The 21346-nt window shown below is 53.6% G+C and carries 20 protein-coding genes; 6 read left to right on the top strand and 14 right to left on the bottom strand.

The genetic code is table 11. The annotated features are described in order from the left end of the window. Positions 1–44 precede the first annotated feature (44 nt). Positions 45–2219, bottom strand: coding sequence for a methyl-accepting chemotaxis protein (locus ABID47_RS00440; protein ID WP_354494461.1), 2175 nt, complete (start codon positions 2217–2219; stop codon positions 45–47). Between the two features lie 456 nt (positions 2220–2675). On the opposite strand from ABID47_RS00440, the gene ABID47_RS00435 reads away from it, so the two are divergent. The 4 genes from ABID47_RS00435 (at position 2676) to ABID47_RS00420 (ending at position 7076) form a co-directional block, all read left to right on the top strand. Further along, positions 2676–3875 (top strand): MFS transporter, encoded by a 1200-nt coding sequence (locus ABID47_RS00435; protein WP_354494459.1) that lies wholly within the window; start codon positions 2676–2678, stop codon positions 3873–3875. 98 nt (positions 3876–3973) lie between these two features. After that, complete coding sequence (locus ABID47_RS00430; protein WP_354494457.1) at positions 3974–5212, top strand: aspartate aminotransferase family protein; 1239 nt, start codon at positions 3974–3976, stop codon at positions 5210–5212. 56 nt (positions 5213–5268) lie between these two features. After that, a complete protein-coding gene (locus ABID47_RS00425; RefSeq protein WP_354494455.1) occupies positions 5269–6306 on the top strand; it encodes a zinc-dependent alcohol dehydrogenase in 1038 nt (345 codons plus the stop codon). A gap of 44 nt (positions 6307–6350) precedes the next feature. Continuing rightward, complete coding sequence (locus tag ABID47_RS00420; RefSeq protein ID WP_354494453.1) at positions 6351–7076, top strand: HAD family hydrolase; 726 nt, start codon at positions 6351–6353, stop codon at positions 7074–7076. A gap of 170 nt (positions 7077–7246) precedes the next feature. Here ABID47_RS00420 and ABID47_RS00415 read toward each other — a convergent pair whose 3' ends face one another. The 11 genes from ABID47_RS00415 to ABID47_RS00365 form a co-directional block, all read right to left on the bottom strand. Beyond that, entirely contained in the window at positions 7247–7849 is a 603-nt protein-coding gene (locus ABID47_RS00415; RefSeq protein WP_354494451.1) for a DUF1349 domain-containing protein, read from the bottom strand. A 176-nt stretch (positions 7850–8025) separates the two neighbouring features. Beyond that, entirely contained in the window at positions 8026–9093 is a 1068-nt protein-coding gene (mltG, locus tag ABID47_RS00410) for an endolytic transglycosylase MltG (protein WP_354494449.1), read from the bottom strand. Between the two features lie 111 nt (positions 9094–9204). Beyond that, the gene (locus ABID47_RS00405) at positions 9205–9516 is read right to left on the bottom strand and encodes a DUF1292 domain-containing protein (protein WP_116229388.1); all 312 of its coding nucleotides are present in this window, start codon (positions 9514–9516) and stop codon (positions 9205–9207) included. After that, positions 9509–9820, bottom strand: coding sequence for a DUF1292 domain-containing protein (locus ABID47_RS00400; protein WP_076169646.1), 312 nt, complete (start codon positions 9818–9820; stop codon positions 9509–9511). The genes ABID47_RS00405 and ABID47_RS00400 overlap by 8 nt, the downstream gene beginning before the upstream one ends. 11 nt (positions 9821–9831) lie before the next feature. Continuing rightward, positions 9832–10248, bottom strand: coding sequence for a Holliday junction resolvase RuvX (gene ruvX, locus ABID47_RS00395; RefSeq protein ID WP_354494446.1), 417 nt, complete (start codon positions 10246–10248; stop codon positions 9832–9834). A gap of 9 nt (positions 10249–10257) precedes the next feature. After that, positions 10258–10518 carry an IreB family regulatory phosphoprotein gene (locus tag ABID47_RS00390; protein ID WP_076169644.1) on the bottom strand — a complete coding sequence of 87 codons (261 nt, stop codon included), beginning with the start codon at positions 10516–10518 and terminating at the stop codon, positions 10258–10260. A gap of 203 nt (positions 10519–10721) precedes the next feature. Further along, complete coding sequence (gene alaS / locus ABID47_RS00385; RefSeq protein WP_354494444.1) at positions 10722–13346, bottom strand: alanine--tRNA ligase; 2625 nt, start codon at positions 13344–13346, stop codon at positions 10722–10724. 396 nt (positions 13347–13742) lie between these two features. Then, entirely contained in the window at positions 13743–14774 is a 1032-nt protein-coding gene (locus ABID47_RS00380) for an AI-2E family transporter (RefSeq protein WP_397334147.1), read from the bottom strand. Positions 14775–15189: 415 nt separating this feature from the next. Then, complete coding sequence (locus ABID47_RS00375) at positions 15190–15396, bottom strand: hypothetical protein (RefSeq protein ID WP_076169641.1); 207 nt, start codon at positions 15394–15396, stop codon at positions 15190–15192. Positions 15397–15409: 13 nt separating this feature from the next. Next, positions 15410–15931 carry a PRC-barrel domain-containing protein gene (locus ABID47_RS00370; RefSeq protein ID WP_076169640.1) on the bottom strand — a complete coding sequence of 174 codons (522 nt, stop codon included), beginning with the start codon at positions 15929–15931 and terminating at the stop codon, positions 15410–15412. A 160-nt stretch (positions 15932–16091) separates the two neighbouring features. Continuing rightward, on the bottom strand, positions 16092–17234 hold the full coding sequence (locus ABID47_RS00365; RefSeq protein WP_354494441.1) for a cysteine desulfurase family protein: 1143 nt from the start codon (positions 17232–17234) through the stop codon (positions 16092–16094). 168 nt (positions 17235–17402) lie between these two features. Here ABID47_RS00365 and ABID47_RS00360 point away from each other — a divergent pair, with 168 nt between their 5' ends. Continuing rightward, positions 17403–17738, top strand: coding sequence for an AMP-dependent synthetase and ligase (locus ABID47_RS00360; protein WP_116229384.1), 336 nt, complete (start codon positions 17403–17405; stop codon positions 17736–17738). Positions 17739–17901: 163 nt separating this feature from the next. On the opposite strand, the gene cymR is transcribed toward ABID47_RS00360, so the two are convergent. After that, complete coding sequence (cymR, locus tag ABID47_RS00355) at positions 17902–18321, bottom strand: cysteine metabolism transcriptional regulator CymR (RefSeq protein ID WP_076169637.1); 420 nt, start codon at positions 18319–18321, stop codon at positions 17902–17904. 402 nt (positions 18322–18723) lie between these two features. Here cymR and mnmA point away from each other — a divergent pair, with 402 nt between their 5' ends. Next, the gene (mnmA, locus tag ABID47_RS00350; RefSeq protein ID WP_341013333.1) at positions 18724–19848 is read left to right on the top strand and encodes a tRNA 2-thiouridine(34) synthase MnmA; all 1125 of its coding nucleotides are present in this window, start codon (positions 18724–18726) and stop codon (positions 19846–19848) included. A 149-nt stretch (positions 19849–19997) separates the two neighbouring features. Here mnmA and ABID47_RS00345 read toward each other — a convergent pair whose 3' ends face one another. Beyond that, positions 19998–21308, bottom strand: coding sequence for a replication-associated recombination protein A (locus tag ABID47_RS00345; RefSeq protein ID WP_116229383.1), 1311 nt, complete (start codon positions 21306–21308; stop codon positions 19998–20000). Between the last annotated feature and the right edge of the window lie 38 nt (positions 21309–21346).

Genomic DNA, 21346 nt, shown 5'->3' with positions numbered 1-21346 from the left:
ATGCGAATAAAGCTAAGTTTTGATCATGCTTCCTTATGATTCCTTTAGTTCAGCGTAAACCGGGACAGCGATTCCTTCAGCTGAATCGATACATTTTCCAGCTTGGCGGAGAGCTCAACGAGATGATCGCCCACGCTTTGCTGCTCATTGCTGAGCGAGGCGACTTCCTCGGAGGTCGCCGAAGATTCCTCTGCTACCGCGCTGACGTTGCTCATGCCTTCCGAAAGAACGCTGTGCGAATCATGCAGCGCTGATATCGATTCGGTTACGGATTGCAGCCGCTGCGTGAAATCGCCCATCTGTTCCTGAACCGATACGAAAATTTCGTTCGTTTCCTTCACCGCATTCATTTGGTGCTGGAACAGCGGATAAGCGTCCGACAGCGCTTCGACCGTTTCATTCATCTCGGACATGATTTGACCGGTGATCTGCCCTACCATGTCAATCGATTGTCTGGACTGGTCCGCAAGCTGGCGAATTTCGTCTGCCACAACCATGAAGCCTCGTCCGGCCGCCCCGGCCCGCGCCGCTTCGATCGTTGCGTTCAGGGACAGAATATTCGTCTGCTTCGTAATATTTTGCAGCACGACCAGCACTTTGTTGACAGAGCTTGCCGTCTGCTTCAAGGCATCCACCTTGTGCATCAGCTCACGCGTCATTTCTTCCGTTTGATGCGTTTTGTCCAGCAGCTCGTTCAGCTGTTTGGTTCCGTACTGGCTGGATTGTTCAACATGCCGCGCGGCGCTGCCCATTTCCTCATTGGCCGTGATCACCAATCCCATCTGCTTGGCCATATGCTCGGTCATCTCGTTTCCGCGCTCCGCCTCGGTAGCCAGACTGCTTGCCCCGTTGGCGATTTCCTCGGTCGCAATGGCAATTTCTTTGGCCGAGATCGCCGTCTTCTTGGAAGCATCGGTCAGCTCGCCCGCCGTTTCAAGCACGAGCTGGGCCGTCGTATTCGTCTGCTGAACAAGCTTCGTAATTTGGTCCACCATCAGATTGAAAGCCTGTCCCAGCTGACCGATTTCATCCTTAGACTTATGCTGCGTCCGCACGTTCAGGTTGCCCTTGGCCCCCTCCAGCATTAGATCTTTCAGCTTGCTGAGCGGGGTTGCGATCATCCGGGCCATCCAGAACCCGATCAGGATGGCGACCACGATCGCTCCAACGGCCATTCCCATGGTCAATACCAGAATTCCCTTGGCGTCCTTGACCAGCATTTCGACCGGAACGGTTCCTACCAGCTTCCAACCGGTCGTCTCGAGCGTGTTGTATACGGCAAGGATTTCATTCCCTTCGTTATCCTGCGTTTCCAGGGTTTTGGCCGGTTCTTTCTGGCCCTGCATGAACGAAAGTATGGACTTGGATCCTGCTTCGCTGTTCACGGTAGAGGCAACGACTTGACCGTTCGCATCGCCCACCTGCAGCTTGCTGCCGTCACCCAGGCTGATTCCGTTGAGCTGGTTTTCGATGACATCGGTCTTAAGCTCCACGATAATAACGTAGGCTCCGCCGCGGGACAAGCTCTGCAGCGAGCGGACCAGCTCGAAGGAAACGCTTCCATCCTTACCCTTTGAAGAAGGAACCCATGATGTCTGATTTGTTTTCTTCGCATTTTTAAACCAGTCGGCTTCGCGGATCGTATTGATGTCCAGGCCGCCTGAACCGGAAGAGATGATCCGCTGCGACTCTTCGGGCGGAACCAGATAAATCGCTTTGATTGAAGAGTTGCTGTTCAGCTGGTTTGACAATTTTTTGTTGATCTGATCCGTAAGCACGAAGTTCTGGTATTCATCCTGCCGGTTCCGTGCCAGCTCGTCGATGACGCTCTGCATTTCCGGATCAAAAAACATCTGCATCGCCATATCTTCATACTGCTTCAGAATGATATCCAATTTTTCCTGAGTTTGCTGGATCGTCTGGCTGTTCGCCAGCGCCGTATTGTTCTTGATGGTGCTTTTGGCTTTGCTATAGGATGTTAGACCCAGGGTCAGCACGATCGCCGCTATCGCCACGAAAAAAATCAGGAACAGCTTCACGCCCACCGACTTGAACGGGTTTAAATTTTGCAGCTGTGCCCCGCTGATGCCCGGCAGGCTGGCGAACCGTGACGGCTTTTTCGGATCTCCCGGCCCTCCTGATGCTGCTGAAGCCTTCCGCTTGCTGCCGCTTCGCTCCTTTGAGCTGGAGCTATTCTGTTTCTGTTTTTCTTCCCCCATATCTTTCTTTCGAATCCATCCCACTCTCACTCACCGCCGTTTCAATTTCTTGCATTACGTCGTATGTAAGTTTAAAAAACGAATGCCTACTTTATTCTTCGACATTTTCCATCTCGAACCTTTGCTTTTTTGGCAATTTTTTTATAACTTTTTTCCTAAACCTCATAATTCTATTGAACTATACATGGGAATGCCCATTAAAGATGTTGAAACAGAGGCTGCCAGAGGCGGAAGACCTTATTATTCGACGAAAACAGTCAAGCCTCTTCTTTCTCTTTCATATGAGAAAGGAACCATGCGGATGGTGCGTTCTCCTTCTAATTACATATTTTTTACATTTAAAATATTATTTTACAAAATAACATATTTATTTTATGGCTAATATGGTATAAATTGTATTACATCAGCTGATAGATTTGGAGATCTCCCAAAATATCGACAAAGGAGCGTGAATTCTTGCGGAGGTTGTTTGCCTTAAGCTGCGGATTTTACCTGCTGATCGGAATCACCAGCGTGGTGCTTGGCGCCATGCTTCCCGTCCTCCTTGCCCATTACCATAAGGATTACGGTGACGGCGGTACGCTGCTCTTCCTGCAGTTTCTCGGTTTTCTCGCCGGAGTTACGGCTTCGCCTTTCATGTCGGCCCAGCTCGGCCGAAAGCGGATGCTTGCTGTTTCCTTGGCCTGCGTCACCGCAGCCTGCATTGTCATGGGAAGCCTTCCGTCCTGGACCTGGATCATTCTGATGACCCTGCTCGTCGGTTTCGGTTCCGGCATCATTGAGTCTTCGATCGGCGCGTTTACGATTGAATTTGCCGAAGAACAGAAAGCGGTCGCCATGACCAAGCTCGACGTTTACTTCGGTCTGGGCGCGCTCCTTATTCCTGCGGCGGTCAGCCTGTTTCTTACGATGGACGCCTGGTTCCTCACCTTTTTTACGGTTGCCCTGGTATCGCTGATCCTGTTGATCCTGTGGCTGGCCATGCCGGCAGAGAGCTCCGCACGGCTGGACAAGGCGGTATCCGCTGGTTCTCCGGAGAAAAGCCGCTACCGGGGTAGATACGCCGGGCTGCTGGGTATATTCATCATCTTTTTCTTTGTATATATGGGTCTTGAGCTGGGGCTGATGAATTTTCTGCCCTCCATTCTGATCGAGAAGGTGCACGTTAAAGATTCACTCGCTTCCCTTGGCGTCACCATCCTGTGGATTGCTATGGTCATCGGGCGGCTGTTCGTGGGTAGAATCGCGGAAACGGTAAGGTATATCCCGTTTTTGGTCTGGAGCACGGCGGCTACCCTCGCCTTTACGATCGGGTTCGCTTTATGGGCGAACGAATGGACAGCCTACCTGCTCGTCTTTGGAGTCGGCGTCTCGATGTCCGGGCTGTTTTCCATCGCCCTCGTGTATGCCAACGTGCTCATTCCGGGAATGACGGAGACAACCACCAGCATCCTGATCGCATCCGGCGGGATCGGCGGCGCGGTGCTGCAGTATCTGATCGGCTGGTCGATGGATCAATGGTCGGCCGGAATGGCCGTCTGGATCCTTGCCGGATTCAGCTTGATCCTTCTTGCGTCCCTGATCCTGACCAAGCAGCAGCAGTCCAGGAAACATAAGCTGGGTGGAAGCCTTCTGGGGCACGGCCACGAGGGATGATGGCCCCCTTTTGGGGAAATCCAATGTCCATACGGAAAAAATTTATTCTTATAACAACGAATTAACGAAATTAAAATTAACCTTTGGAGGGAAGACGGATGCAAACCTTAACCACAAACCGTTTCAAGTTTGGAAAAGGGATTACGTTGGTCGATGATGCAGGCACGGAGTATTTGGACGGCGTGTCCGGAACGTTCAATCTTTCGCTCGGCTACAACCATCCGCATGTCGTCGAAAAGGTTCAGGAGCAGGTGGGACGCCTGACTCACATGTCCTCCACTTTTACCGAACCGTATGTGAACGAAGTGCTGGACCAATTGACCGAGCACGCCCCGAATGGGATCGATACCGGCTGGATGCGGGATATTACCGGATCCACGGCCAACGAATGCGCGACCAAGATCGCGCAAAAATATACGCAAGCCACCGACATCATCAGCCTGTTTCTGTCCCATCACGGCCAAACCCAGTTTGCCACCGCCATCTCCGGCAACGCCTTCCGGCGCAAGCACTTCCCCAACTCGACTGCCGCGAACAGCGTACACGTTCCCGCTCCTTACTGCTACCGCTGTCCCTTTAACGCCTCCCGCCCGAACTGCGGCTTTCAATGCATCGAATCGATCCATGACCACCTCGAATACGCAAGCTCCGGATCGGTCGCCTGCATCATCATCGAGCCGATCCTCGGCAACGGAGGGAATATCGTTCCACCCGAAGGATATTTCAAGCTTCTGCGCAAGCTTTGCGACGAACACGGGCTGCTTCTGATCGCCGACGAGGTTCAGACCGGGATCGGGCGGACCGGTTACATGTTCGCCAGCGAACGGTTCGACATTCAGCCGGACATGATCACCCTTGCCAAAGGCTTGGGCGGTATCGGCGTTCCGGTGGCGGCCGTGCTGATGCAATCCCGCCTGGATGTGCTGGAGAAGCACGAGCACTCCTTCACCTCAGGCAGCAATCTGATATCCGTTACGGCGGCCAAGTCCACTCTGGAGGTCGTATCCGAGACTGGATTTTTGGATGAAGTCAAACTGAAAGGCGAAATACTCGGCGACCTGCTGCATGAGCTTGAGACTAAATACGACTGCATCGGCGAAGCACGCGGCGTCGGGCTGATGTGGGGTTTGGAAATCGTGGACGAGGACGGGGCACCGGATGTCGCCAAGACCAACGCGGTCATCGATCGCGCCTTTGCCGATCAGCATCTGATCCTCCGCGGGTCCAGATACGGATTCGGAAACGTGGTCAAGGTCAGACCGTCCCTGACCGTAACGACGGATGAGATCGTAACGATCGTGGAAAGACTGGACGCGGTTCTGGCCAGCGTCGGTTAACAGGTCTGCAAATGTTCTCAAAAGTCAAATATCCATATCCAAGGAGGTAATACGTGATGCAGGCATTGGTATATAAATCGGCATGGGACGTAACGCTTGAGGAACGGCCGGAGCCGTCCATTACAGAGGAACATCAGGTTCTCGTCCGCATTCGCGCCACCGGCGTGTGCGGGACCGATCTGGGCATTGTGAGCGGCAAATATCATGCGGTATCGTCCGTCATCCTCGGTCACGAATCGGCAGGAGATGTCGTCAGCGTCGGCAGGGGAGTCACAACGCTGAAGCCAGGCGACCGGGTCGTGATCGACCCGACTTATTACTGCGGGCACTGTGAGATGTGCCGAACTGGCCGGCAAAATCACTGCATCCATAAGTCTGTGACGGAAACCGGAGTCAGCGCCAACGGAACCTTTACCGATTATTACGTTACCGAAGACCGCTTTTTATATCCATTAAAAGATCATGTCAGCTACGAGGAGGCCACCTTAACGGAGCCGCTAAGCTGCATCCTGACAGGAATCAACCAAATCCGGCTCCTGCCGAATTTTCGAACAGTCGTTCTCGGCGCCGGGCCCATCGGCATTCTGTACAGCTATGCCCTGGCTTCCAAAGGCGTAACGGGAAGCATTGTGGACATCTCCAAAGAAAGGCTCGCCATCGCCGGGGGTATCGCCCCGGAACGCTGGAGAACTTACGATTCGTTCGAAACGGCGGTAGCGGAGGCTTCATCCGGCGGCGGACAGGTGGATCTTATCGTCGATACGACCGGCGTGGTCGGAACGCAGGTGCTACCAAGCCTGGCAAACGGCGGTTACCTCATGCTTGTCGGCTTAAGAGACGGCGTCAGCACCTTTAATCCCAAAGAGGTCGTCGACCGGAGCCTCAAAATCATCGGCTCGATCGATTCCCTGGGCACCTTTTCCACCGCCCATTACATGATCGAGCGCCAAATTATTCCCGCGCAAAAAATCATAACCCACACCTATCCCTTGGCCCGATACCGGGAAGCCTTTCAAGCCCTGGGCTGTGATCTGGACGGGCGTTCGCTGAGCCCTTCGTCCCAGGCGATCAAGGTCATTCTGCAATCGGTCTGAAGCCGTTTAGGTGCGAAAAATACCGACAAAGGAGCGTTAAGCGTATGACATTGCAGAAGCAGGAATGGCAGGCCCCGCCGGTAAAGGCCGTTATTTTTGATATGGACGGCGTGCTCGTAAACAGCGAACCGATCTATTTTGAGATTGAGCGCAGCTCTTTCGCCCACTTCGGCGCTCCCGTAACGGAAGAGGAGCATCACGGCTACGTGGGGGTAACGCTGGAGTCCATGTGGAGGCAGGTGCTGGAGAAGCATAAGCTCTCCTTCCCGCTGGAAGAAGTGCTCGCCTATCATCAGAACAACGTGCTGGACATCATGGCAGCACACCCCGAACTGCAGCCGATTCCCCACGTAACGCCTTGGCTGGATTGGCTGCGCAGCCGTCAGGTGCCGCTTGCGGTAGCTTCTTCCTCGCCTCCGTCCCTGATCCGGCTCATCATGGAACGTACCGGACTTGGAGCCTTCTTCAGCGTGCGGCTTTCCGGGGAAGAAGTGAAGTCCGGCAAACCGGCACCCGATATTTTTCTACAGGCCGCCAAGCTGCTGGGAGCCGAGCCCTCATCATGCCTGGTTATCGAGGACTCTCGCAATGGGGTCAAGGCCGCAAAGAGCGCAGGCATGCGCTGCATCGGGTACCTTAACCCCGGATCCGGCCGGCAGGATTTGTCCCAGGCGGACCATGTCATCACCAGCTACCTTGAAATGGAAGCGATCCGGGACATGCTGTCCATCGAACGGCTCACTCCAGTCCCTTTGGATTTGCAGGCATAACGCTGGCGGCTGTTTGATACGGCCCGGCTTTAAGAAACAACCGATTTAAATTCAACCACCAAAAGGCTGCAGCCTCCGTCCGGGTTCGGACAAGAGTCTGCAGCCTTTTTCGCCGATGAAGTCGACCTGTTCCAACGAAGGGCAGGCTCAGCCGTCAGGCATGGCCGTCCTTACAACTCCGGCGGCTGTTCATGCACATCCGCATCCGGTTGGGCCGTTGCCCATCGGGTAAAAGCCACTTTGAGCCCAGCACTCGTCGGCGCGCACAAATACGGTCCCGCTTGCCATTCATCCGGAGTAAGCCGGCATACGCGGACGGTTCTCCAGTCTTCCCCTTCCGTCCGGGCTCTGATAATAACCGCATCTTTCAGACGGGACGCCCGGATCGTCACCATCTTCTCCATCCACTCCGGGACGGGCGCAAGCGACCAATCCGAATAGCCGTGGGTCACGACCGCTCCGAGATGAGGGACGCCGTCATTCATCTCGATTCCGGCTTTGATCCACTGCTGCCCATGGCTCCATAACATCAGCCCTGCCTGGTCATACAAATGATCGAAGGCGGTCAAACGAAAGGTTACCTCTACCGCTTCTTCCCCATCCCATGGCAGCAGAAGCGAGTGGCCGTTGTCCCGTTCAAATCCGTACATGGTCGTTTGCCAATAATCACTGCCCTGGCACGCTTCAACGAGCAGCTCCCCGTCCTTCTCTTCACAAGCAGCCGGTTCCGTCGACCAGCGGCCGCTAGTCCACGGTATCACTTGTTTAGTCATATTCATGCCACCCTCTCCCCAAACGAATTTCACCATTTTGAACGATTAATTTCCAGGCAGAACCACAGTACTTAAAAAGCACCCCGGACCCGGCGGAAGCGCGTGTCTCCGGCAGAGTCTAAGGTGCTTTGGTGCTCGCAGCGGCAAATGGATTCTGGGCGATACTTGCCCCGCAGCTACTGCTTCGCATTGCTGTTGCTTTTCTTGATGTTGTTCAAATGCTCCTGGTACGTCTTCGCAAATAAATGCTCATGCGAGCCGTCCTTCTTGGTCACGTAATACAAATAATCGGAAGCTTCCGGCGATAATGCGGCTTCGATCGAAGCGATGCTCGGACTGCAGATTGGTCCTGGCGGGAGCCCCGGATGCAAATACGTGTTATATGGACTGTCCACCTTCAGGTCCTTATACAGCAGCCGTTCCTTAGGCTCCTTCAAAGCGTACTGCACTGTAGCGTCGATTTCTAGCTTCATCTCCTTGTGCAAGCGGTTGTAAATGACACCCGCAACAAGCGGACGCTCCTTGTCGACCACAACCTCCCGTTCGATGAGCGAAGCCACCGTCAGCATCTCGTGCAATGTAAGGCCATGAGCCTTCAGCTTCTGCTCCAGATCAGGGATCTGATCCAGCTTGCTCTGCATTTGCTGCAGCATTCGGGTCAGGATCTCTTCCTGCCCGGTTCCTTTTTTAAATTCGTACGTGTCCGGGAATAGGTACCCCTCCGCCTTATGCTTTAACGAAGTATCCGCGGGGATTTCCTTAAAGGCCGGTACGTCCGTCTGACCGCCGGTATCCGCCAGCTTTACGAACGCGGCCGGATCACTCTGGCTTGCTTCTCCCACCGTCTTTGCGATCTGCTCCAGCGTATAGCCTTCCGGAATCGTAATGCGGATCATTTCCGCCTTCACCACTTCGCCGCTGTTCAGCTTGGCAATCAGCTGGTCGTAGGTTACCCCCGGCTTCGCCTCATAGGTTCCCGCCTGAAAACGGGAGCCCTGGTTTTTCCATTTCAAGTAGATTTTAAAGAACATATCGTTTTTAATGAGTCCACTTTGCTTAAGAACCCCGGCAATTTGCGAAGTTCCCATTCCCTGCTCAATGGTAAACTTGACGGCATTCTGCGAAGCCTTCACCGGCTGCATGCCGTTCCAGACGTAATAGGCCCCGCCGGCAATGATCACCAAGACGATCACCAGCACCACCAGAGCCTTTTTGGCAGCTTTCAAACCGATCCAACCCTCCATAACCAAAAAAATCCCCACAAAGCAGCGCAATGCTCCGTTTCACGCATTCCGCTGTCTTTGCGGGGACTCCGGAGTTATCAATTTTGGTACTTGATCAAACCTTGTGCCCGATTAATCTTCGCTGTCCTCAGGAAAGGTCATTTCGTCGTACAGCTCGCTGATATTTTCCCATTCATCGTCATCATCTATGGTGACAAGCCCAAGAGTTCCTTCAGGCGAGGAGACTACTTTCAGGATATCGAATTCTCCGCTTTGATCTCCTGGCTTTTGGAGCACAGCATAGCTCTGACCGTTGATTTCAAACTCAGCTGTAAGATCGTAGACGGAAGTGACTCCGTCCTCATCTTCCAGTTCCACAGTTGGACCAAAGGCTTCCTTCAGTTTGGAAGTCCATACGGCCTGATCTGCAGAGAAATCATTCATGTTCATTCCCTCCATCAAGTTCGGCAACCAGCGTATTGAACGTTTCCTCGACGATTTCCCACTCTTCGTCGTCCTCGATCATATACAGCTTCAGATCGTCTCCGTCCTCCTCATAGCGGAAGGCATAGACCTCGTCGGAGTCATCATCCTCGGAGTCAAGCGGAACGACCATCATATACTTGGAGTCCGAGCCGTCGACCTCGAATTTCATGATGACTTCAAACTCCTCTTCATTGCCTTCGTCATCGGGAATATAAATAATTTCCGGTTCTTCTTCTTCCATACGATTACGGTCATTAGCCATTTGTATCACCCTCACCTTTTACTCTTAGAGTCCAAATAGTTTTGCAAAATCAAGCTGGCAGCCATTTTATCCACGACCTGCCTGCGTTTCTTCCGGCTGACATCCGCTTCAAGCAGCGTCCTTTCGGCGGATACCGTCGTCAACCGCTCATCCCACAGATGAACCGGCAAGTTCAGCATGTCTCTCAGCTGGTCTGCAAACGCAATGCAGATTTCGCCGCGCGGACCAATGCTGCCGTTCATGTTCTTCGGGAGGCCAACCACGATTTCTTCCACTTCCTGCTCGCAGACCAGATCCGCAATTCGCTGCATTTCCGCCCCGTCGCGGCGGCGTTCGACCACTTCAAGCCCCTGGGCGGTCCAGCCGAACATATCGCTCACGGCCACCCCGATTTTGCGGTCCCCGTAATCGAGTCCCATAATTCTCATAAAACTCTCCTATCGGTGATTGGCTAGATAGAACCGGACCAGCTCTTCAATCAACTCATCACGCTCTTTTTTTCGAACCAGGCTTCTCGCGTTGTTCTGGCGCGGTATATAAGCGGGGTCTCCGGATATCAGGTAGCCGACGATCTGGTTGATCGGGTTATAATCCTTCTCCACCAGCGCGTCGTATACCGTCAGAAGGATATCCTTCGCGGAGGCCTCCTTCTCATCACCCTTCACGTTAAACTTGACTGTCTTATCCATGGAATCCATTTGTGACACCTCGCTTCTTCAAAAACATGTCCATGCATGTTTTGACGAATTGAATCTTTAAGGTTTCCTACTTTTTCTATCATACCATACCGGGCCGCGCCGAAGGAAATTCCACGGAAATAAAAAACAAAAATTTTACAAAGTCCCGGATAGCCGCCGGAGTCTTTACAATGTATTGGATGCAGAAGGCATAGATGATATGCCTAAATTCCAGATCCAACCAATTGTTCAGCCAGCTTCAAAGCGTCTTCGAGCTTGCTGGCGTCCTTGCCGCCGGCCTGGGCCATATCGGGACGTCCGCCGCCTCCGCCGCCGCAGACTGCCGCGATCTCCTTCACCAGCTTGCCTGCATGAAGCCCCGACTTCACGAGCTCCTGCGGAACGGAAACGACGAAGTTCACCTTCTCGTCCATCGCTGCGCCGAGCACCAGCACGGCATTCGGGAGCTTGCCCTTCAGTTCGTCGGCAATCGAGCGCAGGCCGTCCATGCTTCCGGCATTGACGCGGACAGCGAGCAGCTCTCTTCCGTTCACCTGCTTCACCTGTTCGGTGAGCTGGCCGGCTTCGATCGTGCTCAGCTTGCTCTGAAGCGACTCGTTCTCGCGTCCCAGCTCTTTCAGCTGGCCGTGCAGCGCTTCAATCCGTCTCGGCACGTCGTGCAGATTCGATTTAAGAAGCTCTGCGGACTGCTTCAGCAGCGACAGCTGGCCTTCCAGGAATTCGTATGCCATGCGGCCGGTTACCGCCTCGATCCGGCGTACCCCCGAGCCGATGCCGCTTTCGCTGACCAGCTTGAAGATTCCGATCTCGGACGTGTTGTTCACGTGGCATCCGCCGCACAGCTCCAAGCTGTAATCGCCGACCTGCACGACGCGGACGATGCTGCCGTACTTCTCGCCGAACAGCGCCATGGCGCCCATCGCTTTGGCTTCGTCGAGCGATTTATATTCAATTGTTACATTAGTACCCTTCCAAATTTGTTCATTCACGCGGCGTTCGATATCCGCCAGTTCTTCCGGCGTAATGCTGCCGAAATGCGAGAAGTCGAAGCGCAGGCGCTGCGGCTCAACGAGCGATCCGGCCTGATTGACGTGGGTACCGAGTACTTCCTTCAGCGCTTTATGAAGGAGGTGGGTCGCCGTATGGTTCTTCTCGATGTCCCTGCGTTTGTCATGATCGACCTCCGCCTTGACAGTCTCGCCGACTTTGAGCTCCCCGGCTTCCACCGTCACCTGGTGCACAGGCTGTCCGTGCGGCGCCTTGAAGAGGCCCTCCACTCTGGCCGTCACCGATCCGCCGCGCAGCAGACCCTGGTCGCTGACCTGGCCGCCGCTCTCCGCATAGAACGGAGTGACGTCAAGCACCACCTGTGCGCTCTGTCCTTCCCCGGCGATGTCCACCATGGCATCATCGACAATGATCGCCACAATTTTCGACTCGGTTACCGTGTCATTATATCCAACAAATTCACTTTTAACCGTATAATCGGACAGGACGCCGCCCTGAACCTTCATGCCGCCGCTCTCCTGACGTGCTGCACGCGCGCGGTCGCGCTGCTCCTGCATCGCTGCGTCAAAGCCTTCGCGGTCAACGGTCAGCCCATGCTCTGCCGCATAGTCTTCCGTCAGGTCGAACGGGAAACCGTACGTATCGTACAGCTTGAACGCGTCGCTGCCGCCGATCTGCTTCGTTCCCTGCTCCAGCGCCTGCTTGCTGATTTCCTCGAGGATCGCCAGGCCGTCGGACAGTGTCTCATGGAAACGTTCTTCCTCCGTGGAGATCACCTTCTCGATGAATTCGCGTTTCTCCATCACGTTCGGGTAGTATACGCCCATAATGTCGCCGACGGTTTCCACCAGGCTGTACAGGAACGGACGGTCAAGACCCAGCACTTTGCCGTAACGTACGGCGCGGCGCAGCAAACGGCGGATGATGTAGCCGCGGCCTTCATTTGACGGAAGCACGCCGTCGGCCACCGCAAACGTAACGGTACGCACATGGTCGGCGATGACCTTCAGCGCGATGTCGCCCTCTACGCTGGCATTGTATTTAACGCCGGCCAGCTCTGCCGTTTTTTGAATGATCGGCTGGAACAGGTCGGTGTCGAAGTTGGAGTCGACGTTTTGCAAAATGGATGCAAAGCGTTCCAGGCCCGCTCCGGTATCGATGTTCTTGTTGGGAAGCGGCGTGTAGGAGCCGTCCTTGTTGTGGTTGAACTGCGAGAAGACGAGGTTCCACACTTCCAGGAAGCGTTCGTTTTCTCCGCCCGGGTACATTTCCGGATCAGACAGGTCACCATAGGCTTCGCCGCGGTCATAGAAAATTTCCGTACAAGGACCGCAAGGGCCTTCGCCGATGTCCCAGAAGTTATCCTCCAGCTTCACGATCCGCTCGGCCGGCAGGCCGATCTTTTCGTTCCAGAGCTTAAAGGCTTCTTCATCCTCCGGATAAACCGTAACGGACAGACGTTCAGGGTCGAATCCGATCCATTCCTTGCTGGTCAGAAATTCCCATGCCCATGTAATAGCCTCTTCCTTGAAGTAGTCGCCGATGGAGAAGTTGCCGAGCATTTCAAAGAAGGTGTGATGCCGGCGGGTCTTGCCTACATTTTCGATATCGTTGGTACGGATACACTTCTGCGAGTTCGTGAGCCGGGGATTTTCGGGACTGATGCGTCCGTCAAAATACGGCTTCAGCGGGGCCATACCCGCGTTGATCCACAGCAGGGAGGGATCGTTATGCGGCACGAGCGAAGCGCTCGGCTCGATCTGGTGTCCCTTGCTTGCGAAAAATTCAAGCCATTTGGAACGAATTTCACTTGCTTTCATAGTAAACAGCCTCCAGCTCTCTCGTAAATTGCATGCAAATGGACGGTTAAACGTAAAAAACGCCCCTGATCAGATCAGGGACGAATGAATTCGCGGTACCACCCTGGTTACCGCCTGAACGACTGCCGGGCGCCATACGCCGGCTGCCAGCTTGAATGATCAGGCGATCGCCTTGTTAAGGCCGTTAACGGGGCCAGCCGGTGAATTTTGTCACACTCCGAAATCAGCTTTCCGGACAGTATCGCTTGGGGGCTCTTGCAGCCGTCACGCTCACCGTGAAGGAGCCCTTCTCTGAACAAGGAGGAACTGCCGTACTTCATTTCATCGCCGTTTTGTCCATTTTTGCATAGTATTGTCTGAATTATATCCGATAGCGCGGACGCTTGTCAAACCGCTCTACGTCGTCTTCCGCTTGACGTAATAGGCAAAAAAGTGCTGAATGATGACCTTGAGCACCGCGAATAAAGGCACCGCCAGAATGAGTCCGACGACCCCTGCAATCTCTCCGCCGACCAGAAGGGCAAAAATAATCAGCATCGGGTGCAAATGCAGCTTCTTTCCCACGACCTGGGGCGATACGATATTGCTCTCCAGGAGCTGGCACAGCCAGTTCACGATGATGACCATCAGCACCATTTTCCAGGATATCGTCGAAGCCATGACCACCGCAGGCGCCGCGCCTAGGAACGGTCCGAGATAGGGCACGATGTTGAATACCGCGACGATGCTCGCCATCAAGAGGGCATACGGCATGCCGACGATCATATATCCGATATAGGCCAGAATGCCGACGATGAGACACACCAGGAACTGCCCGCGGACATAATTGCCGAGCGCCTCATCGATCTCCTTCAGCAATCTGACGGAAGCCTTGCGCCGCGTGCGCGGCAGCAGCGATACGACCGCCCGCTCAAAAACGTCGAAGTCCTTTAATATGTAGAAAATCAAAAACGGGATGATGAAAATGTTCAGCACGATGTTAATGGTACTGCCGATATGGTCCATGAAATTGGAAATGCCTTTGGCCAGCCGGTCCTCCCACTGCAGCAGCCACTGATCCACGCCCTCCTTGATCCCCACCGGAACGCCTCGATTATCCAGGTTGTTCATGATGTTCTGGGCATGCATCGTCATCTCCGGCAAATGCTCGTTCAGTTCCTCCATCTGCTCGATCAGCATCGGGATCAGATTGATCAGAATCACCGCAAGGCAGGTCAGAAAGACGGCGTAAATGAGCAGCACGGCGATTCCCCTCGGCATTTTCCGCGCAGCCAGCATGCATACGACCGGATTGAGTACATAGGAAATGATCATCGCCACGACAAAGGGGGCAAGGATCGCTTTCAGAAATTGATAGATATTCATGAACATCGGCCGCAGCAGCCAAACGAAATACAGAATAATCAGACCGAGCAGGACCCAAATCATCCCCCGGAACCATTTATTGGCCGTCAGTTTATCCACCTTGTCTCCTCCTTCCGGACGTGCTGTCAAGTTAGTATATGTCCCGAAATTCGAATTTAACCTATTGGCGGCCTTAGGAGGAGATATATAGGCAAACGCAAAGAAACCCGGATACCGGCGTCCGCCATGAAGGCAAAAACGGGTACGGGTTTCCAAGATGACGGCAATAAGACCGTGTATCGTTCTTCCGCTATAGATGCTATGTAACCAATAAAAGGAATGAAGCTGCCGGGGTGAATCCCCCTTGCGGGCCGTGGCAAACTGAAGACAAACCACAATTAGCGGAAGGGGCGGCTCCATTTACGCAGCATAAATCAGAAAAATATTCGTTAGGACCCGAGAGTCTGCGGAAATGTTCTGACCGGTACATGCATATTGTTTAAGAGGAAGCGTGCAGATGAGGAAAATCCTGAGGAATCTCCTCAAAGAACAAATCGTCCAGCGAGCTGAGCGTACCGTCCTCTTCTACCTGGTATACGGACATTTTCTCCCCGTTCACCGTCAGTTCAATAAAGCAGCCCCAGCAGTAAAATTGGTGGGAACCGATTTTTCCTATATCTTTGGAATTGCAGTTAGGACATCTCATATTCATTGATCACCTATCCGTTAACAGAATTAATGGCTTTTTCCAAACGCTGTTCGCTCATAGGCGGAACCATGACCGCATTCTCCCCTATGGACATTTCCGTGGTGCAAGGCAGCCATTTCCGCCCCTCAATCAAATCCGAAACAAATCCGTCGCTTATTTCGAGACCTAATATTGTATTTCCCATTTCCTGGTCAAAATAAACGTCCGTCACTTTACCGAGCATCGTACCGTCCTCAGTAAGCACGTCCAGATCCTTTAATTTATTTTTACCCAAAAGATAGGTGTATTGTATGTCGTCGGCATCCGTCTTGCGAACAGCCTGTTTATTACGAATCATCACAGCATCTTCGCCATAAGCAACGACGTCCTCCCAGGACACCGTCTTCGCTGTGTTGGAGAACAACCCTTTGCCTTCCAGCTCAAGACCTTGAATTTTCCAATCTTCGGTGATGATAATATCGTATATTTTGCCGATCTCCTTGCCTTCTTCCACATCAAATACGGCAAGTCCGATCATCTCTTGGAATTTCATGGCCAGGATCCCACCTTACCCTCTTCAAAATTGAAACTAACCCCTTCACGTTACCACCGAAGTCAGCCAATCCAATGCGGCACGCGCAGGTCGATTTGTCTCGCGAACGGTATGGAGCACTCATCCCTCCCTCTCCATCCATGGAGAATCCCTACCTTTCTTACGTAAGACGACGCAGAATGGTTTCAATTTTTTGGGCTGTGTACTCCATATCTTCAGTAGTATTACCCAAACCAAAGCTGAATCGAATCGCCGAACGCAAAACATTTTGAGGCAGCTGCATGGCCTCCAGCACATGGGACAACTCCAGCGAGCCTGAAGTGCATGCCGAACCGCTTGCGGCGGCGATGCCCTCCATGTCGAGATTCATCAGAAGCGTCTCCGTATCTGTCTGCGGGAAGCTGATGTTCACGATGTGGGGAAGGCACTCCTCTTGGTGGCCGTTGATTACAAAAGCGTCCCTGCCGATCCCCTGCTCCAGCGTGCTGATCAAGGTCTGGCGCAAACGAAGATCATGCTCTCTTCGCTGCTCCATCTGGCGGGAAGCAATCTCCACGGCTTTGCCGAAGCCGGCGATTCCGGCCATATTTTCCGTTCCGGCGCGCCGCTTTTTCTCTTGGAGTCCGCCGTGAAGGCGCGGTGCGATGACCAGTCCTTTGCGGACGTACAGCGCTCCTACACCTTGAGGTCCGTTGATTTTGTGCGCGGAAAAGCTCATCATGTCGACCGGAAGCTCATGGCAGTTGATGGGCAGCGCTCCAAGAGCCTGAACGGCGTCCACATGAAAAAGTATGTCTCTGCTTTGGGCGATTCTCCCGATTTCTTCAATCGGCTGAATCGTTCCTACCTCGTTGTTCGCATACATGATGCTGATCAGAATCGTATCCTCCGACAATGCCGCCTCCAGATCCTCGGGCCGAACCCGTCCGGTGTGGTCTACCGGCAGGTAGGTGACACGGAAACCTTCCTTCTCCAGCTCTTCGCAGGCGTGAAGCACAGCATGATGCTCGATGGACGACGTAATGATGTGGTTCCCCTTAGACCTGCGCATGGAGGCTGCGCCGAATAAAGCGAGGTTGTCGCTTTCCGTGCCCCCGGCGGTAAAGACGATCTCATCGGGCAGGCAGCCGAGAAACTTGGCGATCCGGTCCCTTGCCCCGCTGACGGTGCGCTTGGCCGCACGGCCGAATGCGTGAACGCTGGAGGCATTGCCGTATTGTCCGGTCATGACACGCATCATTTCTTCCGCCACTTCCGGATGTACCGGAGTGGAGGCCGCATGGTCCAAATAGATTGATTTCATGATTACACCACCTTGGTCATGTGTAGTATTTCGCTTATGATGTCTAGTGAAATTGTTGTATTCAAATCAGGAATTTCGAGCCTGTTCATACAGGGTTTGGCTCGGATAGAACGGTTTCCGGGCAGTCATAATATGTCGGTAATCCAATCCCGATATGGAGGTAACGACATGAACCCGTATTCCCAATCCCAGCAAATCAACCAAATCATTCATCAGCTGACGCAGCAAACTCAACAAGCTTCTATGGCTTACCAGCAAATGCTGAAGCAGGAGCAGCAAAATGCGATGCAGCTGGAGCAGCTCGCTCAGCGTGAGCAGCAAACGTCGCAAATGATCCAAACCGCTCTTCAAGGCCACCAGCGCGCCATTCAACAGCTACAGCAAATCTCCAGCCTGGCCCAGCAAATGGTGAGCTCCGTTTCCCAGCCGGTATCGGGATATATGGAAACGCAGCAGCCGCAAGGCTTCCAAACGGGGTTCAACAACCAGTTCCGTCAACAGTAACAACCGGAAACAGACTCGCCGAAGCGGGTCTGTTTTTAATTTGGAAAACATTTACTTACAAAACTTTGGAAGTTGACGATCCTTACAGAAGGTACACCCAAAAGGTACGCCGTTTGCAAAGCCGAATGCCACTCGCAAGGGGCGAGTGGCTGCAGCTTGTAGTCTAGATGTAGAACATGTAGTTCTCGGACGTCTCTTTCTCCTGGTAGGAAATCAAGTCGGCAAGCGTCGTCGAATCCAGCACGTTGGCGATTCCGTCACGGATCCGCAGCCAAAGATTACGTTTGGCCGGATCATCCTCTTCTGTAAAATCGACCGGCGAAATCGGCCCCTCGAGCACGCGAATGACATCACCGGCTGTAATCTCGGAAGCTTCACGCGATAAGATGTAACCGCCATAAGCACCGCGGATGCTCTTAACGAGTCCGGCGTTCCGGAGCGGAGCGATCAGCTGCTCCAGATAGTGCTCGGAAAGTTGGTTTTTCTCGGCAATGCTCTTTAGGGATGTCGGCCCTTCGCCGTATTTGGCAGCAAGCTCCATCATGATTGTCAAGCCGTAACGGCCTTTTGTCGATATTTTCAAAGGTGGCACCTCTCTCAAGTAAATTCATGGTATCTATATAGAATGAACTCAAAAACTTCATGTTGAAGGGCTTGGATAAGCCTATTACAACAGGGGATTCAAATTTCGAAACTTGAGTTGCATCTATTTAGCTCTTATTCATGGATCGTTATCAATGGTTTTGGTTCAACATGCGGGTGGTGAATCCAAGAGAATACAGCTTATGTAAGCTTTTCCATATCTGCGTATTCCGATCATTTCCCTAGCCTATGTTAACATATCCGGCTCCGTTTTGGTTTAAAAAACAATGACAAAACAAAGAAATGTTCGCGACCGGTGGACAACCTATGTGGTGTGATCTGTGGACAAATGTGTTAAAATAGAGGCTATGGGCACAATCTCATATGAAAATGGTGATGACTTTTGTCTACAGATAATCAAAATATACGTGTCGTCGTCGGGATGTCCGGCGGTGTCGACTCATCCGTCACCGCGCTGCTTCTGAAGCAGCAGGGCTACGACGTCATCGGCATTTTTATGAAAAACTGGGATGACACCGATGAATTCGGCAACTGCACCGCGGAAGACGACGCCGAAGACGTCCGCCGCGTCTGCGAGCAGATCGGCATTCCTTATTACACGGTGAACTTCGAAAAGGAATATTACGATAAAGTATTTTCCTATTTTCTCGATGAATATAAGTTGGGCCGCACACCAAATCCCGATGTCATGTGCAACCGCGAGATTAAATTCGGCGAATTTCTGACGAAAGCGCTGAATCTGGGCGCCCAATATGTAGCCACCGGCCATTATGCCCGTGTTGTCGAGCAGGACGGCGTCTATACGCTGCTGCGCGGCGTGGACAGCAACAAGGATCAGACCTACTTCCTGAACGCGCTCAATCAGCAGCAGCTGTCGAAGGCGATGTTCCCAATCGGACATCTGCCTAAGCCGGAGGTCCGCCGAATTGCGGAGGAAGCCGGGCTCTACACTGCCAAGAAAAAGGACAGCACCGGGGTATGCTTTATCGGAGAACGCAACTTCAAAGAGTTCCTGAGCCAATACCTGCCTGCCCAATCCGGCCAAATGGTCGATATCGCCACCGGCGAAGTCAAAGGCCGCCATGACGGCCTCATGTACTACACGCTCGGACAGCGCCAAGGCCTTGGTATCGGCGGTTCCGGCTCGGGCGAACCGTGGTTCGTCGCCGACAAGGATCTGGAGAAGAACATTTTGTACGTCGTGCAAGGGGATCAGCATCCCAGCCTGTACTCCACCGGGCTCATCGCTTCAGGCGTGAACTGGATCGCGGGACAAGGGGCCGTGCCCAAAGAGCCCTTCCAATGCACCGCCAAGTTCCGCTACCGCCAGCCCGACCAGAAGGTTACACTGGAATGGCTGCCGGACGGCAGCGTCCACGTTACGTTTGCCGAGAAGCAAAAGGCCATTACACCCGGCCAAGCCGTCGTGTTCTACCAGGACGATGTGTGCCTGGGCGGCGGAACGATCGACAAGGTGGAAAAAGTTCAATACGAAGCTGCCATCTAAACGCAAAGCATATGTGCAAACCGCCGGCTCTTCCGAGGGCCGGCGGTTTTTTGCATGCCGTCCTTAAAGATTCTCCCCGCCATCATTATTATCCTGCTGTCATCGCAAAACTAATCCCCAATCGAAGTATGTTCCCAGGCATTGGCAGTTTAAGACTGATCCTTCCGAAGCTGCTGGTTATGCCGGATTTTCGCCTCGTTGCCCTGCTCCGACGCTTCATAGAATACCCGACCGGCGATTTCCTTCGGCAGGTAGTCCTGCTTCACATAATGGCCGGGATAATTATGCGGGTATTTGTACCCTTCATGGCCCAGCTTGACGGCGCCCTTATAGTGCGTATCCCGCAAGTGAAGCGGCACTTCCGCGGATTTGATCTCGTCCATGGCGGACATCGCATTCGAAATCGCCGTATAGACCCTGTTCGATTTCGGGCTCTCCACCGCGAACAGGATCGCCTGCGCGATGTTCAGCTTCGCCTCCGGCCAGCCGTTGTTCCGGTAAGCGTCCAGCGCGCTGACGGCCTGAACCATCGCCTGCGGGTTTGCCAGCCCGATATCCTCGCTGCTGGCGGCAATCAGCCGGCGGATGAACACCATCGGGTCCATGCCCAGCTTCTCCACCGCGTAGAGGAACCAGAACAGCGCGGCATCGCTTGATCCGCGGATGCTCTTATGAAACGCCGAAAGCACGTCATACTGGGTCGACTCGTCCGCACGCACGATCGGCCGGCGGATTGACTCCTCCGCCACTTCGAGCGTGATATGGACGGTTCCGTCCGCCTCTGGAGGCGTCGTCAATGCCGCCAATTCCAGCGCATTCAGCGCGCGCCGGATATCCCCGTTCGCCATCGTCGCAATATGATCCAGAGCTTCCTCGTCAACCTTCAGGTTCATGAAGCCGAGCCCCTTGTCCGGATCCTGCAGCGCCCGCTTCATTGCCAGCATGGAATGCTCCTTCGTAAGCGGATGAAGCTGGAACAGTGTCGAGCGGCTCATCAAGGCGCCGTTCACATAATGGAACGGGTTCTCCGTCGTCGCTCCGATAAAAATAATCGTCCCCTTCTCCACCGCAGGCAGCAGCGCGTCCTGGCGCGAGCTGTTAAAACGATGCACCTCGTCCAGAAAGAGGATCGTTTTCGTTCCGTACATCGATTTATTGGTCTGGGCCTGGTCGATCACCTCGCGGACATCCTTGACGGAAGCGTCAACCGCGTTCAGCCGGACGAAGTCCGCCTGCGTATGCTGCGAAATAATATGGGCGAGCGTCGTCTTGCCGCATCCCGGAGGCCCGTAGAGGAGGATCGAGGATACCTGGTCGGCTTCGATCGCCCTGCGGAGCAGCTTGCCCGGACCTACGATATGCTCCTGCCCAATATATTCATCCAGCGTGGTCGGCCGCATCCGGTCGGCCAAGAGCCGTGCGCCCGGATTCGCGTCCTGCTGGAAAGAGAATAAGTCCATTCGATTCACGTCCTTGAAAGTCTAAAATGCTTGTCCCT

The sequence above is a fragment of the Paenibacillus favisporus genome (assembly GCF_040545415.1).
Lineage (GTDB): Bacteria > Bacillota > Bacilli > Paenibacillales > Paenibacillaceae > Paenibacillus_AQ > Paenibacillus_AQ favisporus.
The sequence above is the reverse complement of the archived record's forward strand: the minus strand, read 5'-3'. Positions and strand labels throughout refer to the sequence as shown.

Excerpts from the sequence above, each read along its gene's own strand:
- ABID47_RS00440 (WP_354494461.1), bottom strand. The coding sequence starts at position 2,219 with ATGGGGGAAGAAAAACAGAAACAGAATAGCTCCAGCTCAAAGGAGCGA.
- ABID47_RS00430 (WP_354494457.1), top strand. The coding sequence starts at position 3,974 with ATGCAAACCTTAACCACAAACCGTTTCAAGTTTGGAAAAGGGATTACG.
- ABID47_RS00425 (WP_354494455.1), top strand. The coding sequence starts at position 5,269 with ATGCAGGCATTGGTATATAAATCGGCATGGGACGTAACGCTTGAGGAA.
- ABID47_RS00420 (WP_354494453.1), top strand. The coding sequence starts at position 6,351 with ATGACATTGCAGAAGCAGGAATGGCAGGCCCCGCCGGTAAAGGCCGTT.
- ABID47_RS00415 (WP_354494451.1), bottom strand. The coding sequence starts at position 7,849 with ATGACTAAACAAGTGATACCGTGGACTAGCGGCCGCTGGTCGACGGAA.
- mltG (WP_354494449.1), bottom strand. The coding sequence starts at position 9,093 with ATGGAGGGTTGGATCGGTTTGAAAGCTGCCAAAAAGGCTCTGGTGGTG.
- ABID47_RS00405 (WP_116229388.1), bottom strand. The coding sequence starts at position 9,516 with ATGAATGATTTCTCTGCAGATCAGGCCGTATGGACTTCCAAACTGAAG.
- ABID47_RS00400 (WP_076169646.1), bottom strand. The coding sequence starts at position 9,820 with ATGGCTAATGACCGTAATCGTATGGAAGAAGAAGAACCGGAAATTATT.
- ruvX (WP_354494446.1), bottom strand. The coding sequence starts at position 10,248 with ATGAGAATTATGGGACTCGATTACGGGGACCGCAAAATCGGGGTGGCC.
- ABID47_RS00390 (WP_076169644.1), bottom strand. The coding sequence starts at position 10,518 with ATGGATTCCATGGATAAGACAGTCAAGTTTAACGTGAAGGGTGATGAG.
- alaS (WP_354494444.1), bottom strand. The coding sequence starts at position 13,346 with ATGAAAGCAAGTGAAATTCGTTCCAAATGGCTTGAATTTTTCGCAAGC.
- ABID47_RS00380 (WP_397334147.1), bottom strand. The coding sequence starts at position 14,774 with ATGATTTGGGTCCTGCTCGGTCTGATTATTCTGTATTTCGTTTGGCTG.
- ABID47_RS00375 (WP_076169641.1), bottom strand. The coding sequence starts at position 15,396 with ATGAGATGTCCTAACTGCAATTCCAAAGATATAGGAAAAATCGGTTCC.
- ABID47_RS00370 (WP_076169640.1), bottom strand. The coding sequence starts at position 15,931 with ATGAAATTCCAAGAGATGATCGGACTTGCCGTATTTGATGTGGAAGAA.
- ABID47_RS00365 (WP_354494441.1), bottom strand. The coding sequence starts at position 17,234 with ATGAAATCAATCTATTTGGACCATGCGGCCTCCACTCCGGTACATCCG.
- ABID47_RS00360 (WP_116229384.1), top strand. The coding sequence starts at position 17,403 with ATGAACCCGTATTCCCAATCCCAGCAAATCAACCAAATCATTCATCAG.
- ABID47_RS00345 (WP_116229383.1), bottom strand. The coding sequence starts at position 21,308 with ATGGACTTATTCTCTTTCCAGCAGGACGCGAATCCGGGCGCACGGCTC.